At 73.8% G+C, this 17805-nt stretch carries 5 protein-coding genes; 1 reads left to right on the top strand and 4 read right to left on the bottom strand.

The genetic code is table 11. From position 1 onward, the window contains the following. Positions 1-26 precede the first annotated feature (26 nt). Complete coding sequence (locus ACIPTO_RS15730; protein ID WP_401192157.1) at positions 27-10910, top strand: type I polyketide synthase; 10884 nt, start codon at positions 27-29, stop codon at positions 10908-10910. 170 nt (positions 10911-11080) lie between these two features. Here ACIPTO_RS15730 and ACIPTO_RS15725 read toward each other — a convergent pair whose 3' ends face one another. From ACIPTO_RS15725 to ACIPTO_RS15710, 4 genes are all read right to left on the bottom strand, one after another. Further along, complete coding sequence (locus ACIPTO_RS15725) at positions 11081-15103, bottom strand: AMP-binding protein (RefSeq protein ID WP_401192155.1); 4023 nt, start codon at positions 15101-15103, stop codon at positions 11081-11083. A gap of 10 nt (positions 15104-15113) precedes the next feature. Beyond that, positions 15114-15965: an ABC transporter permease gene (locus ACIPTO_RS15720; protein WP_366325684.1), complete on the bottom strand. Its 852-nt coding sequence runs from the start codon at positions 15963-15965 to the stop codon at positions 15114-15116. Next, positions 15965-16954 carry an ATP-binding cassette domain-containing protein gene (locus tag ACIPTO_RS15715; RefSeq protein ID WP_366325682.1) on the bottom strand — a complete coding sequence of 330 codons (990 nt, stop codon included), beginning with the start codon at positions 16952-16954 and terminating at the stop codon, positions 15965-15967. Before ACIPTO_RS15715 ends, ACIPTO_RS15720 begins: the two co-directional genes overlap by 1 nt. 110 nt (positions 16955-17064) lie before the next feature. Then, the coding region (locus ACIPTO_RS15710) for a radical SAM protein (protein WP_401192152.1) at positions 17065-17805 on the bottom strand (741 nt) is incomplete at its 5' end.

Below are 17805 nucleotides of genomic sequence, written 5' to 3'. Positions count from 1 at the left end.
GGGACTGGGAAACGGGTGCGAAACGCATGAAGGACGACGAGAAGATCCTCGGCTACCTGCGGAAGGTCACGGCCGATCTCCACCAGACACGACAGCGGCTGCGCGAGGCCGAGGCGCGCCATCAGGAACCCATAGCCATCGTCTCGATGGGCTGCCGGTTCCCCGGAGGCGTCGGTGATCCGGACGACCTGTGGCGGCTGGTCAGCTCCGGAACCGACGCCATGGGCGAATGGCCGGCGGACCGCGGCTGGGACGTCGACGCGCTCTACGACCCCGAACCCGGCACCCCGGGCAAGAGCTACACACGCGTCGGCGGGTTCGTCGACCGGGCGGGGGATTTCGACGCCGGCTTCTTCGGCATCTCGCCCCGCGAAGCCGTCGGCACCGACCCGCAGCAGCGGATCCTGCTGGAGATCTGCTGGGAGGCGCTGGAGCGCGCGGGCATCGACCCGGTCTCCCTCCGCGGCAGCCGCACCGGAGTGTTCGCCGGAACCAACCTCCAGGACTACACGACCCTGTTGGGCCTGTCCGACAACGCCGGCGACGACGGGGTGGGCAACGCCTCCAGCGTGGTGTCGGGTCGCGTCTCGTACACCCTGGGCCTGGAGGGTCCCGCGGTGTCCGTCGACACCGCGTGCTCCTCCTCCTTGGTGGCTCTGCACCTGGCCGCGCAGGCGCTGCGGGCCGGCGAGTGCGACCTGGCGCTCGCCGGCGGTGTCACCGTCCTGTCGACGCCCACGATCTTCCTGGAGTTCAGCCGCCAGCGCGGACTCTCCCCGGACGGGCGCTGCCGCGCCTTCGCCGACGGTGCCGACGGCACCGCGTGGGGCGAGGGCGCGGGCGTGCTGGTGGTGGAACGGCTGTCGGACGCGCGCCGCAACGGCCACCCCGTCCTCGCCGTGCTCCGTGGCTCGGCCGTCAACCAGGACGGCGCCTCCAACGGCCTGACCGCCCCCAACGGCCCCTCCCAGGAACGGGTCATCTGGCAGGCGCTGACTGCCGCCGGACTGTCGCCGGGCGACGTCGACGCCGTCGAGGCGCACGGCACCGGCACCACGCTCGGCGACCCGATCGAGGCCCAGGCACTGCTGGCCACCTACGGCCAGGACCGGCCCGCCGACCGGCCGCTGTGGCTCGGCTCGGTGAAGTCCAACATCGGCCACACGCAGGCGGCGGCGGGCGTCGCCGGTGTCATCAAGATGATCCTCGCCCTGCGCGAGGAGGTCCTGCCGCCCACCCTGCACGTCGACCGGCCCTCCACCCACGTGGACTGGTCCGAGGGCAACGTCGAACTCCTCACCGCCGACCGGCCGTGGCCGCGCACGGAACGGCCGAGGCGCTGCGGTGTCTCCTCGTTCGGAGTGAGCGGCACCAACGCGCACGTCATTCTCGAACAGCCCCCCGAGCCGGAGGAACCGGACACCGCTTCGGAGAGCGTCGGCGACGGCACCGCCGAGGTACTTCCCGCCGCCCGCGGCCCGTTCGCCTTCACCGTCTCCGGCCGCACCGCCGCCGCCCTGCGCGCCCAGGCCGCCCGGCTGCGCACCCACGTGCGGACCGGCCCCGGCCGCACCCAGACGCCCGCGGACCTCGCCTGGTCCCTGACCGCCACCCGCCCCGCGCTGGAGCACCGCGCCGCCGTCGTCGCCCACGACCACGACGCACTCGTACGCGCGCTGACCGCCGTCGCCGACGGCACCCCGGCCGCCGGCGTCGCTCTCGGCGTCGCGGACACCGAGGGCGGCCCCGTCTTCCTCTTCCCCGGCCAGGGCGCGCAGTGGGAGGAGATGGCCACAGCCCTCATCGAGGACGACGCACGGTTCCGTACCCACTTCGACGAAGTGGCCGCGGCCGTCGAGCGGTTCACCGACTGGTCGGTCCTCGACGTGCTGCGCCGCACCGACGACGCCCCGCCCCTCGACCGGCTCGACGTGGTCCAGCCGACCCTGTTCGTGGTGTGCGTGGCGCTCGCCCGGCTGTGGCAGTCCTGCGGGGTGCGGCCCGCGGCCGTCGTCGGGCAGAGCCAGGGAGAGATCGCCGCGGCCCATGTCGCGGGCGCGCTGACCCTGGAGGACGCCGCCCGGATCGTCGTCGTCCGCTCCCGCGAACTGCTCGCGATCACCGGCCGCGGAGGCATGGCCTCGCTGCCCCTGCCGCTGGCGGAGGTGCAGGAACGCCTCACCCGCTGGGAGGGGCGGATCTCCGTGGGCTCCGTGAACGGCCCGCGCTCCGTCGTCGTGTCCGGCGAGGAGGCGGCCCTGGTGGAACTCCTCGACGCTCTCACCGCCGAGGGCGTACGCGCCCGGCGCGTCCCCGTCGACTACGCCTCGCACTCCGAGCAGGTCGAGGAGGTCCGCGACGCCCTGCTGGCCGGCTTCGCGCCCGTGCGGCCCCGGCCCGCCGAGGTGCCGTTCTACTCCACCGTCACCGGCGGCCGGGTCGAGGACACCACCGAACTGGACGCCGCCTACTGGTACCGCAACATCCGCCAGACCGTTCGCTTCGAGGAGACCGTCCAGGCACTGGCCGCGGCCGAGCACCGGATCTTCGTCGAGGTCAGCCCGCACCCGGTGGTCACCACCGCGGTCGCCGACATCCTGGACGCGGCGGGCGTGACCGCCGGCGCCGTCCTCGGCACGCTCCGTCGCTCGGAGGGAGGCCCCGAGCGGTTCCTGCTCTCCGTCGCCGAACTGTCCGTGCGCGGAGGGCACGTCGACTGGTCGGCGGTCCACGGCGGCCCCGGCCGACGGGTGGACCTGCCCGTCTACGCCTTCCAACGCCGCCGCTACTGGCCCGAGTTCACTCCGGTCGAGGAGACCGTGCCGCAGGCCGACACGGCGGACGCGCCCTTCTGGGACGCCGTCGAGAACACCGACCTCCGGACCCTGGCCGCCGCCCTCGGCCTCGCCGAGGACGCCGTCGCACCGCTCGTACCGGCCCTCGCCGACTACCGCCGGCGCAGCACCGAGCACAGCACCACCGACGCCTGGCGCTACCGCATCGCCTGGCGCGCCCTGGAGGAACCGCCCGCGCCCGGCCTCACCGGCACCTGGCTTCTCGTAGTGCCGCGAGGCCACGAGGAGGGCCCGCAGGCCGCCGTCGTCACCGCCGCGCTCGACCGGGCCGGTGCCCGGTGCGTCACCGTCGTGACCGACGCAGCGGCCGGGCGCGAGGCACTCGCCGAAGCCCTGTCGGGAGCGACCGGTGAGGCCGCGGGCGTGCTGTCACTGCTCGCCCTGGACGAGGACCTGCACCCCGAACACCCCGGCCTCCCGCGCGGCTTCGCCGCCACCGTCGCCCTCGTCCAGGCGCTGGACGACCTCAACGCGCATCTCCCGGTGTGGTTCGTCACCCGCGGTGCCGTCGCCACCCGTCCCGGCGACGGCGTGGACGCCCCCGCCCAGTCCCTGGTGTGGGGCTTCGGGCGGGTCGTCGCCGCCGAACAGGCCGACTACTGGGGCGGACTCGTCGACCTTCCGGCCGACGCCGACGACCGTGCGGGCGACCGCCTCGCCGCCGTGCTCGCCGGTACCGACCACGAGGACCAGATCGCCGTCCGCGCCACCGGCGTGCTCGCCCGCCGTCTTGTACAGGCACCCACCCGCGGCCGGCCCGGCAGCCGACAGTGGCGCCCGGACGGCACGGTCCTCGTCACGGGCGGCACCGGCGCCCTCGGCGCGCAGGTGGCCCGCTGGCTCGCCCGCTCCGGCGCCCGTGACCTGCTGCTCGTCAGCCGCTCGGGACCGGACGCCGACGGCGCCCAGGACCTCCTCGCGGAACTCACCGCATTCGGAGCACGCGCCGAGATCGCACGCTGCGACATCGGCGACCCCGACGCCCTGGCGGCCCTGCTCGCCGCCGTCCCCGCCGACCGTCCGCTCACCGCGGTCTTCCACACCGCGGCGGTTCTCGACGACGGCGTGATCGGCTCCCTCACCCCCGCACGCCTCGCCGACGTCCTGCGGGTGAAGGTCGGCGGCGCCCTCAACCTCGACGCGGCCACCGCGCACCTCGACCTGTCCGCGTTCGTCCTCTTCTCCTCCGCCAGCGGTGCCTTCGGCGCTCCCGGACACGGCAACTACGCGCCGGGCAACGCCTTCCTCGATGTCCTCGCCGAGGTCCGGCGCGCCCGAGGCCTCACCGCGACGGTCGTCGCCTGGAGCGCCTGGGCCCAGGGCGGTATGGCCAAGGGCACCGTCGGCGAACGCCTGGAGCGCCACGGCGTCCGCCTGATGGACCCGGCCCTCGCCGTCACCGCCCTGCAGCAGGCCCTCGACCACGACGACTCCGCCCTCGTCGTCACGGACATCGACTGGGAGGTCTTCGGACCCGAACTCGCCCGCGGCAGGCCGCGCCGCCTCTACGCCGACCTGCCCCAGCTGCGCCGCATCCTGGCCGACGCCCGCCGCGCCACGCCGGGACAGGACGCCGAGGCCGGGACAGGGCTCGCCGGACAACTCGCGGCGCTCGGCGAGAGCGAACGCAAGCAGGCACTGCTGCAACTCGTCCGCGCCCACATCGCCTACGTCCTCAACCACCCGAGCCCCGACGACGTCGAACCGGCGCGCGCCTTCCGCGAACTGGGCTTCGACTCGCTCACGGCGGTCGAACTGCGCAACACCCTGGGCGAGGCGACCGGGATGCGCCTGCCGGCCACCCTGGTGTACGACTACCCGACGCCCGCCGCACTCGCCGAGCACCTGAGCGCCGGTCTCGGCCCCGCCTCCGCCGCCGTGCCCGTCGCCCCCGTGCACACCGCGCGGGCGGCCGACGACGATCCCGTCGTCATCGTCGCCATGGCGTGCCGCTTCCCCGGGGACGCCGCGTCCCCGGAGGAGTTCTGGCGGCTGCTCGCCGACGGCACCGACGCGATGGGCCCCTTCCCCGAGGACCGCGACTGGGACACGGCCGCGCTCTACGACCCCGAGCCGGGCACGGCCGGCCGTACCTCCACCCTGGTCGGCGGCTTCATCCCCGGGTTCGCCGACTTCGATCCGGCCTTCTTCAACATCTCGCCGCGCGAGGCGACCGCGATGGACCCGCAGCAACGACTGCTGCTGGAGATGGCCTGGGAGGCCTTCGAACGGGCGGGCATCGACCCGGCGACCGTGCGCGGCAGCCGGACCGGTGTGTTCGCCGGCACCAACTACCAGGACTACTCCTCGCGGCCGCTCGCCGTCGGCGAGGACACCGCCGCGCACCTCGGCACCGGCACCTCGGCCAGTGTCCTGTCGGGCCGGCTCTCGTACACCTTCGGCCTGGAAGGCCCCGCGGTGACCGTGGACACCGCGTGCTCGTCCTCGCTGCTGGCCCTCCACCTGGCCGCCCAGTCGCTGCGTTCCGGCGAGTCCGACCTCGCTCTGGCCGGCGGTGTCACCGTCATGTCGACACCGGGTCTGTTCGTGGACTTCAGCCGCCAGCGCGGAGTCGCCGCGGACGGCCGTTGCAAGGCGTTCGCCGACGCGGCGGACGGCACCGGTTTCTCCGAGGGCGGCGGACTGCTCCTGGTGGAACGGCTGTCGGACGCGCGCCGCAACGGCCACCCCGTCCTCGCCGTGCTGCGCGGCTCGGCCGTCAACCAGGACGGCGCCTCCAACGGCCTCACCGCCCCCAACGGCCCGGCCCAGCAGCGTGTCATCCGCGAGGCGCTGGCCACCGCCGGTCTCGCACCGCAGGACATCGACGTGGTCGAGGCCCACGGCACCGGCACCACGCTCGGCGACCCGATCGAGGCACAGGCCGTGCTCGCGACCTACGGGCAGGAGAGGCCGCAGGACCGGCCGCTGTGGCTGGGATCGGTGAAGTCCAACATCGGGCACACGCAGGCGGGCGCCGGCGTGGCGGGCGTGATCAAGATGGTGCTGGCGATGCGGCACGAGACGCTGCCCGCCACGCTGCACGTGGACACGCCGTCCTCGCACGTGAACTGGGAGGAGGGAGACGTACGGCTGCTGACACGGCCCCGGCCGTGGCCGCGGGCGGAAGACCGTCCGCGACGGGCGGGCGTTTCGTCGTTCGGCATCAGCGGCACCAACGCCCACGTCATCCTCGAAGCCCCCGAGGACACCGCCGCCGCACCGGACACCCCGCGACCGCAGGCCGCTCCGGACGCGATGGTGCCCTGGGTGCTGAGCGCGCGCAGCGCCGACGCGCTGCACGGCCAGGCCGCCCGCCTGCGCGACCACCTCCTCGCCCACCCGGACGCCGACCCGCACGACATCGGTCTGTCCCTGGCCACCACCCGCACGGCCTTCGAACACCGCGCGGTCGTCCTCGGCGGCGACGCGGCCGAAAGGCTCCGCGCGCTCACCGGACTGGCGGAGGGCGAACCCGACCCCGCCACAGTCACCGGCACGTCCCGTCAGGGCGGCAGGACGGCCTTCCTCTTCGCCGGGCAGGGCGCCCAGCGCCTCGGCATGGGACGCGAACTGCACGAGCGCTACCCGGTGTTCGCCGCCACCTTCGACGAGGTGTGCGCCCGCATCCCCGGACTGCGCGATCTCGTCCTCGGCACGGACGGAACCGACGACGAGGCGGACGCCGGCCTCCTGGACCGCACGGAGCACGCCCAGCCCGCGCTGTTCGCCTTCGAGGTCGCCCTGTTCCGGCTCCTGGAATCCTGGGGCGTGCGCCCCGACCTGCTCACCGGCCACTCCGTCGGCGAACTCGCCGCCGCGCACGTCGCCGGTGTGCTCTCCCTGGACGATGCCTGCACGCTGGTCGCCGCCCGCGGCCGGCTCATGCAGGAACTCCCCTCCGGCGGCGCGATGGCCTCCTTGCAGGCGTCCGAGGAGGAGGTGCTGCCCCTGCTGGCCGACCGGGCCGCGCAGGTCGGCATCGCCGCCCTCAACGGTCCCGCCGCCACGGTGGTCTCCGGCACCGAGGAGGCCGTCGCCGACGTCGTCGCGGCGGTCGCCGCGATGGGGCGCAAGACATCCCGGCTCCGCGTCAGCCACGCCTTCCACTCACCGCTGATGGAGCCCGCGCTCGACGCGTTCCGTGCCGTGGCGTCCCGGCTCACCTACGAGCCGCCCCGGCTGGCCGTCGTCTCCGCGTGCACCGGTGAGACCGCCACCACGGAGCAGCTCACCGACCCCGAGTACTGGGTACGGCATCTGCGGGAACCCGTCCGCTTCCACGACGCGGTCCGCCGCCTGCGCGACCAGGGAGCCACCCGGTTCCTGGAGATCGGCCCCGACACCACGCTCACGGCCCTCGCCCAGGCCTGCGTGGACGACGCCGACCGCACCGGCGCGGTCTTCGTCCCGGCCATGCGCCGGGACCACCGCGAGGAGCGGCAACTGCTCACCGCCGTGGGCCGGTTGTACGCCCACGGCGCCGCGGTCGACTGGCAGGCGCTGCACCCCGGCGGCCGTACCGTGCCGCTGCCCACGTACGCCTTCCAGCGCGAGCGGTACTGGCTGCCGAGCGCGCCCTGGACCGGCGATCTGGAAGGCGCCGGCCTGGAGACCGCCGGGCACCCCCTCCTGGGCGCCGCCGTCCTCTCCGCCGGCTCCGACGCCGTCCTGCTCACCGGGTCACTGTCCCTGCGCACCCACCCCTGGCTCGCCGGTCACGCCGTGCTCGGCCGGGTCATCCTCCCGGCGACCGGCTATCTCGACCTCGCCGTCCACGCGGGCGACCGCACCGGGTGCGCACACGTTGCGGAACTGACCCTGAACAGTCCACTGACCATCCCTCAGACGGGCGCCGTACAGCTCCAGATCGCCGTGGACACTCCCGACGAGACGGGCCGCCGCTCCTTCACCATGCACGGCCGCCCCGCGGGAGCCGACGACCCGTGGCAACTCCACGCACAGGGCGTCCTCACCCCCGAGGCCCCGCCCGCCCCGGTGGACGACCTCGCCGCCTGGCCACCGCCGGGCGCCCGGCTCGTGTCCGACGACGACCCCTACGACGCCTTCGCGGCCGCCGGATTCGACTACGGCCCCTGCTTCCGCGGCCTGCGCGCCGTCTGGCACCGCGGCGAGGAGGTCTTCGCCGAAGTCGCCCTGCCCGAGCAGTACCGCGCGGACGCGGCCGGCTTCGGCCTCCACCCCGCCCTGCTCGACGCCGCCGTCCAGTCACTGCTCGTCACCCAGCCGGGCGTGGCGGGCGAGACACCGCCGCTCGACGAGCCGAAGCTGCCGTTCGCCTGGAGCGGCCTGACCCTGCACGCCGACGGCGCCACCGCACTGCGGGTACGGCTCGCGCCGACGGACCACGAGCACGGTTACACCATCCTCGCCGCCGACACCGAGGGCCGTCCCGTCGCCTCGATCGCGTCGCTCACCCTGCGCGCCGTCCCGGCCGACCGGTTCGGCGAGAACTCCCGGCCTGCGCCCGAACTGCTGCGCCTGGACTGGAAACCGGCCGCCGCGGTAGCGCCCAGCCCGGGATCCGTGCGCTGGATCATCCTGGGCGACGGCGACGACAGGGTCGCCGAGGCCCTGGACGCGACGGGCGTGCACCTGGAGTCGTACGTCGACCTGGAAGCGCTCGGCAAGGCCGTCGACACCGGCATGACCATGCCGGAACTGGTCCTGGTCGCCCCCGATCCCCAGCGCCTGCCCGAAGCCGGTGTCCCGGCGGCGGTGCGCGGCCTGCTCACCCGGGCCCACGACAGCATCCGGGGCTGGCTCACCGACGAGCGGTTCGCCGGCTCGCGGCTCGTGTTCGTCACCCGGAGCGCCCTGGCCGCCGGGGACGACACCGGTGACCTGGACCTCTCCGGGGCCGCGCTGTGGGGCCTGGTGCGTGCCGCGCAGGCCGAACACCCCGGCCGGTTCCAGCTGGTGGACCTGCCCGGCGCGCCCGACCCGTCCGACGGTCCGGCCCTGGCGGCCGCCGTGGCGAGCGGCTCCGCCCACAGCGCGGTGCGCGCCGGCCGGGTACTCCTGCCCGGTGTCGCCGCGGCCGACGTCACGGACGCGGCCACCAGGCCCGACCTCGGTGCCGGCACCGTCCTGGTCACCGGCGCCACCGGCGCCCTCGGCCGGCTCGTCGCCCGCCATCTCGTCACCGCCCACGGTGTCCGCTCCCTGTCGCTGACCAGCCGCAGCGGAACCGCGGCCGACGGCGCCGACGAACTCGTCGCCGAACTGACCGCCCTGGGCGCGAGGGTCGCCCTGCATTCCTGCGACACGGCCGAACGGGCCGACGTGGAACGCGTCCTTGCCGACATCCCTGAGGACGCACCGCTGACCGCGGTGGTGCACGCCGCCGGCGTCGTCGACGACGCCACGGTGACGGCTCTGGACGGACCCCGGTTCGACCGGGTCCTGCGGCCCAAGGCCGACGGCGCCTGGCTCCTGCACGAACTCACCGCGGGCCACGGCCTGTCCGCCTTCGTCCTGTTCTCCTCCGCGGCCGGCACCTTCGGTTCGCCCGGTCAGGGCAACTACGCCGCCGCCAACGCCTTCCTCGACGGACTGGCCGCTCACCGGCACGTCCAGGGGCTGCCCGCGACGTCGCTGGCGTGGGGGCTGTGGGAGGCCACCGGTGGCATGACGGCGGGCCTGTCCGCCACCGACCGACGACGTCTGGCCCGCGGGGGAGTACGGCCGCTCACCGACGAGCACGGGCTCGCCCTCCTCGACGCGGCGCTCACCGCAGCTCACCCCGCGGTGATCGCCATGGACACCGGTGCCGGCCGGGCCGGGGTGGAGGCGCTGCTGCGCCCCGCCGCCGCGACACCCGCCCGGCGCAACGCCTCGACCGGTGCCCCCACCGCCCGGGCGCTGCTGGCCGGGCTGGGTCCCGAGGAACGCCGTGACACCCTGGTCGGCCTGGTGCGCGACCTCGCCGCCACCGTCCTCGGACACACCTCCGTCGACGGCGTGGCCGTCGACCGGCTCTTCACGGAACAGGGCTTCGACTCCCTGACCGTCGTCGAACTGCGCAACCACCTCGCGTCGGCGACCGCGCTCCGCCTGCCGCCCACGCTGCTGTTCGACCACCCCACGCCGGAGTCCCTCGCCGCTCACCTCGACGAGCGGCTGCGTACCGCGGACTCCGCCCCGGTGGGCGCGGACGAGCCGTCGCAGCAGGGACCCGCCCCGCGGGCCGAGGACACGCTGGGCGCCTTGTTCCGGCACGCCTGCGAGACGGGCCGGGTCGACGAGGGCTTCACCCTGCTCCAGGCCGCGGCCGAACTCCGGCCCACCTTCGACTCACCGAAGGAACTGCCCGTCCTGCCCGAGGCGATCAGGCTGTCGGCCGGAGACGAGGCGGCCCCGCTGATCTGCTTCAGCTCCTATGTCGCCCTCGCCGGTGTCCACCAGTACGCGCGGTTCGCCTCGGCCTTCCGCGCGCGACGCGACGTATGGGCCGTACCCACACAGGGCTTCGGCACGGGAGAGGCCCTGCCGGCCACCTTCGACGCCGTCGCCGAACTGCACGCGGACGCCGTGCTGCGGACCGTGGGCGACACCCCGGCGGTCCTGCTCGGCTCGTCCTCGGGCGGCATCCTCGCCCTGTCCGCCGCCCGGCGGCTTCAGGAGCGGGGAACGCCCGCCGCAGCCGTCGTCCTGCTGGACACCTACATGCCGCGCGCGGACTCTCCGTTCCTGCGGTTCTCCCAGCAGATGCTGGGCGGCATGTTCGAGCGGGAGTCGATGTTCGCGCACATGGACACCGACCGGCTCACCGCGATGAGCTGGTACGTCGCGCTGATCGGAGAGTGGGAGCCCGGCCCGCTGGACTGCCCCGTCCTGCTGGTCCGCTCCTCGGAGCCTCCGGTGCCCGCGGGACCCGGTGAGAGGGAACTGCTGCCCGAGGAGTGGCAGACGGCCTGGGACCGGGCCCACACCGTCCTCGGTGTCCCCGGCAACCACTTCACCATGATGGAGGACCACGCCCGGTCCACCGCCGAGGCCACCCACACCTGGCTGACCGACCGAGGTGCCTGACCGGCATCCGCCCCGCACCAAGGGCCCGCTCTTCCTGACAGGAGCGGGCCCTTGGCCGTGCCGGGGGCCCGCTCCACAGGACGAAGACAGAAGAGAAGACAGAAGAAGGGGTACGGCACCGATCGGTGCCGTACCCCTTCATCCGCTCTATCCGAATCCCGCGGGCCGTCTCAGCCGGCGAGCAGCACCTCCGTGAGATGGCGGGCCAGAACCGACGGCGTCGCGAAGTCGAGGACCACCGACGTGGGGAGAGCGAGTCCGGTCGACGTCTCCAGCGCGTTGCGCGCGACCAGCGTCGTCAGCGAGTCGAAGCCCAGGCCGCGGGTCTCGCCGTCGACCGGGACCAGCCCGGCCGAGGAGAGCCCGAGCGCGACCGCGAAGTGCTCGCGTACCAGCCGCAGTACGGTCGCCTGCTGCTCGGCCCCGGTCAGTGCCGCCAGCCGGCGGCGCAGCCCTCGTGGATCGGTGACGGCGTCGCGCGCGGAGCGCCGGACCACGCCCACCGCCAGATCACGGTGGAACGCGGCCGTCCCCCCGAGCGGACCGATGCCGCGGGGCGCCGACAGATCGGGCCGGTCGGCGATCAGCGCGGACCGGCCCGAGGCGACGGCCGCCGCGAACAGGTCCGCCGCCTCCTCGTCCGCCCGGGCCGGGCCGCGTACCGACACCGCCGACACGCCGGCGGCGCGCAGGGTGCGGGCCCACACGTCGAACACCGCCGCCACGGCCGCGTCCGCCAGTCCCGCCGAAGCGGGCGCGGGCGTCGAGAACACCACTCGGGTGACGCCCCGGCCCGGTGCCGTACGGACCAGCTCCAGCGCGGGGTCGATCAGTGGACGCAGCACCGCGTCCACGTCGTCCTGCTGCCCGGCCGGCGCGGCGGCGGTGAACACCACGGTCCGGGGGGCGCCGTCGAGCAGGGCCCGTACGGCACCTGCCGGATCCATCGGTTCCCAGCGAACGGACTCCGCCGTCCGAGCGGCGTCCGCCGTCCGGTCCGCGGCGTTCTTCGCGAACGGGCCCGCGACCAGCAGGTCACGGGCGCCGCCGCGGCCGAACAGCCTCTCGGCCACGAGGTGGGTCTCACTCCCGGCGAACAGGGCCACCCGGCCGTCCGGCGGCACGGCCGGAGCACCGGCCGCCACCCGTACCGCGCGCGGCACGAGGGCCCGGCCCGCGCGCAGTGCCAGCCGCGGTTCGCCGCACGCCAGGGCATCCTCCACACGCTGCCACGAGTGCTTCGTCCCGTCCGTGTCGATGAGCACGAAACGCCCCGGCGCCCGGTCCTGCGCGGCGGCGATCAGACCACGCGCGGCCGTCACGCCCACATCCGGCGAAGGACCCGTGTCGTCCGCCTGCCGGGTGACGACGACCAGCCGGCTGTGCGCCAGCCGCGGATCGGCGAAGTGCCTTACCCAGTCGAGCGCTTCGACCACCGCGGCACGTACCGCGTCGGCCGGGTCCGCGGCGCTTCGCGAGGCGGAGGGCGAGACGAGCACCACGTGCGGGGCGAGAGCGCCCTCGTCCAGCGAGCGCAGCAGCGACGCCGGATCGGGATGACGCTCGCAGTACCGGCCGGTCGACATCAGGCCGGCCCGGGCGTGGACCGTGTCCGGACCGGCGACCGCCCAGCGATCGGGGCGGGCCGCCGTTCGCGGCAGTTCGTACGGTTCCCACGACACCTCGAACAGGGCGTCCTGCTGGGCCGCGGACGTGCTGCGCACCTCGCTGGTCCGCAAGGGGGCGCACGCCACCGACCGCGCGGTCAGCACCGGGTCCCCGGCACCGTCGGCCGCGTCGAGATCCCAGGAGCCGTCCGCGCGCCGCCGCAGCGCCACACGGAGTACGGACGCACCCGTGGCGTGCAGTGTCACGTCCCGCCAGTGCACGGCCGTCGTGGGGACGGCAGGGGTCGGCAGAGCGTCCTGGGCCTGGCGTACTGCCGCGGCCAGCGCCGTGTCCAGAAGTGTCGGATGGAGCGCGTGGCGGTCCCGGCCGGGCACCCAGTCGGGCAGCGCCACTTCCACGAAGACCTCGTCGTCGCGCCGCCACAGTCCCTGCGGCATCCACGCGGTGTCCGTACGGTCGGTGCCGGTGTCCTCGGCGATCCGGCAGGCTCCGTGCGGAGGCCACACCGGTCGGCGCACGTCGGGCTCCGGACCGGGGGCAGGTGCCACCAGCGCCGTCGCGTGCCGGGTCCACGGGCGCTGTGACGCGCCCTTGTGGTCCCGGCGGCCGTACACCGTCACCTCCCTGGTCCCCTCGGAGCCCGGCGCACCGACCGTCACCCGCAGCTGTACGCCGCCCTCGCGCGGCAGCACCAGTGGCTGCGCCGCCGAGAGTTCCCGTACGCGGGCGCAGCCGGCCCGGTCCGCGGCGTGCAGCACCAGGTCCAGCAGGGCGGCTCCGGCGAACACCGTGGTGTCGCCCGCGCGGAGCAGCAGGGTCGGGTCGGTCCCGGTCGCGGTGATCCGGCCGGTGCAGATCAGTTCGTCACGCCCGGGAAGTTCCACTGTCGCCGAGAGCAGCGGGTGGTCGGCCGAGTCCAGGCCCAGGTCCATGGTGTCGGAGGAGCGGGGCGACGCCTCGGGCAGCCGCCGCGACCGCTGCCAGAGCAGGCGGGCGGGCAGCTGTGCGAGGAGCTTGCGGGTGATCTTTCCGGCCGGGTTGCGGGGCACCTCGGCGATCGCGTGGATCTCCTCGGGGAGCTTGAACGCCGACAACCGTCGCTGGCAGGCCGACAGCACCGCCCCCACGTCGAGTTCACCGCAGGCGGGAACGACGTAGGCGACCGGGACTTCCCCGAGCGTTCTGTGGGGGATTCCGGCCACCGCCGCGTCCGCGACCCCGGGCGCCTGGAGGAGGGCCTGCTCGACCTCGCGCGGGTGGATGTTCTCCCCGCTCCGGATGATCAGCTCCTTCAGCCGGCCAGTGATCGTCAGGTACCCGTCCGCCCGCTGACGCGCGAGGTCACCGGTGCGGTACCAGCCGTCGGTGAGCACGGCGGCGGTCTCCGCCGGCTGCCCGTGATAGCCCAGCATCAGCGCCGGGCTCGACACCCACACCTCGCCCTCCGCGCCCTGCTCCACCTCGTCGCCGGTGCGCGGGTCCGTGATCCGCAGCGTCAGCCCCGGCAACGGCACACCGCAGGAGCCCGATACGTACGGGCCCTGCGGCAGATTCGTGGTGATCGCTCCACCGGTCTCGGTGCAGCCGTAGCTGTCCAGCAGCTCGATGCCGAACGCGGAGCGGAACGACTCCTGCAGAGCGGGCGGACAGGGCGAACCCGCCACCATGTACACCCGCAACCGCGGGACGTCGACCGTTCCGGACCGGGCGAGCTCCACCATCTGGTGGTACATGGTCGGCATGCCCACCAGGAAGGTGGCGTCCTCCGCTCCGGCCCGGCGCAGCACCTCGTCGGCGGCCAGTTCGTCCATGACCCGGACCGTGGCCCCGACCGCCACTGCACCGAGCACGCACACGTTGTGCGCCACGGTGTGGAAGAGCGGCAGCGGCCATACGATCCGGTCCTGCGAGGACAGCCCCAGGAGCGGGGCGTTGCAGGCGGCCGTCGCCCACAGCGAGGACCGCTGCGTGGACACCACGCCCATGGGCCGGCCGGTGGTCCCGGAGGTGTAGAGGATCCAGGCCGGTTCGTCCAGGCCCAGGTCGTCGCGGGGCGGGTCGCGCAGCGACCACGTCGACGCCAGCTCCTCCCAGTGCGTGGGCTCGTCGTCGGCCGCTTCCGCGAACCCCGGCTCGGAGTCCTGCCCGACGAGGATCACCGTGGTCCCGGGCCGGCCGGCCAGCACCCGGCGCACCTGGGGAAGCTGCGCCGGACCGGTGATGACCAGCCCGGCCGAGCAGTCGTCCAGGAGGTGGGCCAGTTCGGTGTCGGTGGACTTCGGATTGAGCGGTACGCCGACGGCGGCGGCCCGGGTGACGGCGAGGTAACTCTCCACCGTCTCCACCCGGTTGGGCAGATAGATCACCGCGGAGGCGCCCCGTTCCAGGCCCAGCCCCACGAGGTGTCCGGCCACCCGGGCGGTACGCCGGTCCAGTTCCGCCCAGGTCACCGCACGACGGTCGTCCTGGAAGGCGATCCGGTCGGGCTGCCGCGCCGCGTGCCGGGCGAGCAGTTCGTGCACCGGGTGGATCAGTTCCGCCCGGAACGTCGCGTCCGCGGTCACGAGTGGCTCCTCACGAACCGACGGAGTTGTAGCGGCGCACCGCCAGTGTGCGGGCCACGACCGCGACCAGAACCGACCAGGCCACCGAAACCAGCAAGGGGTGATGCGAGGGCCAGGCGCCCGTGGTGTTGATGCCCGGGTTGCCGAAGAGGTGGCGTGCCGCCTGCACCGTGGCGGTCAGCGGATTCCATTCCGCGAACCAGCGCAGCACCGTCGGCAGGGTCGAGGGCGCCACGAAGGCGTTGGAGAGGAACGTCAGCGGGAACAGCCACAGGAGGTTGGTGGTGACCGCGGCCTCCGGGGCACGGACCGACAGCCCGATGAGGACACCCACCCACGACAGCGCGTACCCCATGAGCAGAAGCACCGCGAACCCGGCGGCCGCCCGCAGCAGCCCGTGGTGGAAGCGCCAGCCGATCAGCAGCGCGCACAGGGTCATCACCGCGAGGACGAAGGCGTTCTGCACCAGGTCAGCGAGGGTGCGACCGGTGAGCAGCGCGCCGCGCGCGACCGGAAGGGACCGGAACCGGTCCACCATGCCGCTCTTGACGTCGTTGGCCATGCTGACACTGCTGTTGCTGGCCGTGCCGAACGCGAGACTCTGCGCGAAGATGCCCGGCATCATGTACTCCCGGTAGGCGTCCGCGCCCTCGACGCCGGGCAGCCGGAACGACCCGGCGAGGATGTACGCGAAGAGCAGCACGAAGATGAGCGGCTGCACCAGCCCCAGGACGACCACTTCCGGGATCCGCAACGTTCGCGTGATGTTGCGCCGGGTGAGGACCAGCACGTCACGCAGGGACTTGACCACCGTTCCGGGCTTCAGCTCGGGTACGGGCGGTGCCGTTGCCGACACGTTCATCACTCCTTCTCGGTCGCCGCGCCGACGCCGGCCGCGGTGCGCACTGTGTTCTGCGGGGCATCGCCGGTGAGGGCCAGGAAGACCTCGTCGAGCGTGGGGCGGCGCAGGCTTATGTCGGTGAGTTCCAGGCCCTCGGCGTTCAGCGCGCCGATCACCTCGGTGAGCAGGCGGACCCCGCCCTCGACGGGCACGGAAACCGTGCTGCGCAGCCGGTCCACGTCCGGAGCGCGGGTACCGAAGCGCGCCAGCAGGGCGGCCACGGAGTCGAGTTGCTCGGGCCAGGAAGCCACCACCTCGATGCGCTGGACGCCCGCCTGTGCCTTCAGGTCGCCCGGTGTGCCCCGCGCGATGATCCGGCCGTGGTCGACGACCGCGATCTCCCGCGCCAGACGGTCCGCCTCTTCGAGGTACTGGGTCGTCAGCAGCAGGGTGGTGCCTTGCGACACGAGGTCCTCGATGGCGTCCCACAGCATCAGCCGACTGGTCGGGTCCAGGCCGACGGACGGCTCGTCGAGGAACATCACCGAAGGACGGATGACGAGGGCGCAGGCCAGGTCCAGCCGTCGTTCCATGCCGCCGGAGTACGTGCTCGACGCACGGTCCGCCGCGGCTGTCAGGTCGAAGCGGGCCAGCAGTTCGTCGGCCCGCTGCCGGGCGGCCCGGGAGCCGAGACCGTACAGCTCGCCGATCATGCGGAGGTTCTCCCGGCCTGTCAGCCGGTCGTCGACGGCGGCGAACTGGCCCGAGAGGCCGATGGAGAGACGGACCTGGTCCGCGTCACGGACCACGTCGTAGCCCGCCACGGTGGCGGAGCCCGCGTCGGGGCGCAGCAGGGTGGTGAGCAGGCGCACGGTGGTGGTCTTGCCGGCTCCGTTCGGGCCGAGCAGCCCCAGCGTGCCGCCTTCCGGCACGTCCAGGTCTACTCCGTCCACGGCTCGGATGTCACCGAAGGTCTTGACCAGACCCGTGGCCTGAATGGCACCCGCCATGGGGTACTCCGTCCTTTTACGTGCGGGGATTGAGAGCGGTTTCGCCCGGCAGAGCGGGAACAGCGGAGGAGTCGGGCCGGGTGCCGGCGAGCCGGACACCCGGCCCGGGCTCAGCCGGTGGCGAGCAGCTTCAGCTCGGGGTGCGCCGTACCGCCCGCGATGGCGGTGGACGACACGTGGGAGACGATCCGCTCGTCGACCGGGTCGTCGGCCGGGTTCTCGTGCACCCGGATGTGCTCGTACGTCGTGTTCCGCTGCGCGGGGACACGGCCCGCGCCGCGCATCAGGCTGATCAGCTCCATCAGGTTGGAGCGGTGCTTGGCGCCGGCGGAGGAGACGACGTTCTCCTCCAGCATGATCGAGCCGAGGTCGTCCGCGCCGTAGTGCAGGGAGAGCTGGCCGACCTCCTTGCCCGTGGTGAGCCAGCTGCCCTGGATGTGGGCGATGTTGTCCATGAACAGGCGGGCGATGGCGATCATGCGCAGGTACTCGAAGAGCGTGGCCTGCGTGCGGCCCTTGAGGTGGTTGTTCTCGGGCTGGTAGGTGTACGGGATGAACGCGCGGAAGCCGCCCGTGCGGTCCTGCACGTCACGGATCATCCGCAGGTGTTCGATGCGCTCGGCGTTGGTCTCGCCGGTGCCCATGAGCATCGTCGAGGTGGACTCGACGCCCAGCCCGTGCGCGATCTCCATGATCTCCAGCCAGCGCTCGCCGGACTCCTTCAGCGGGGCGATGGCCTTGCGCGGGCGGGCGGGGAGCAGTTCGGCGCCGGCGCCGGCGAAGGAGTCGAGGCCGGCCGCGTGGATGCGGGTGACGGCCTCCTCGACCGACACCTTGCTGATGCGGGCCAT

It is taken from the genome of Streptomyces sp. NPDC090083 (assembly GCF_044747445.1).
Lineage (GTDB): Bacteria > Actinomycetota > Actinomycetes > Streptomycetales > Streptomycetaceae > Streptomyces.
Note: the sequence above shows the minus strand (reverse complement) of the source record. Positions and strands in the feature narration are given on the sequence as shown.

Bases quoted from the DNA above. Each gene is read 5' to 3' on its own strand.
- ACIPTO_RS15730 (WP_401192157.1), top strand. From the start codon at position 27: ATGAAGGACGACGAGAAGATCCTCGGCTACCTGCGGAAGGTCACGGCC.
- ACIPTO_RS15720 (WP_366325684.1), bottom strand. From the start codon at position 15,965: ATGAACGTGTCGGCAACGGCACCGCCCGTACCCGAGCTGAAGCCCGGA.
- ACIPTO_RS15715 (WP_366325682.1), bottom strand. From the start codon at position 16,954: ATGGCGGGTGCCATTCAGGCCACGGGTCTGGTCAAGACCTTCGGTGAC.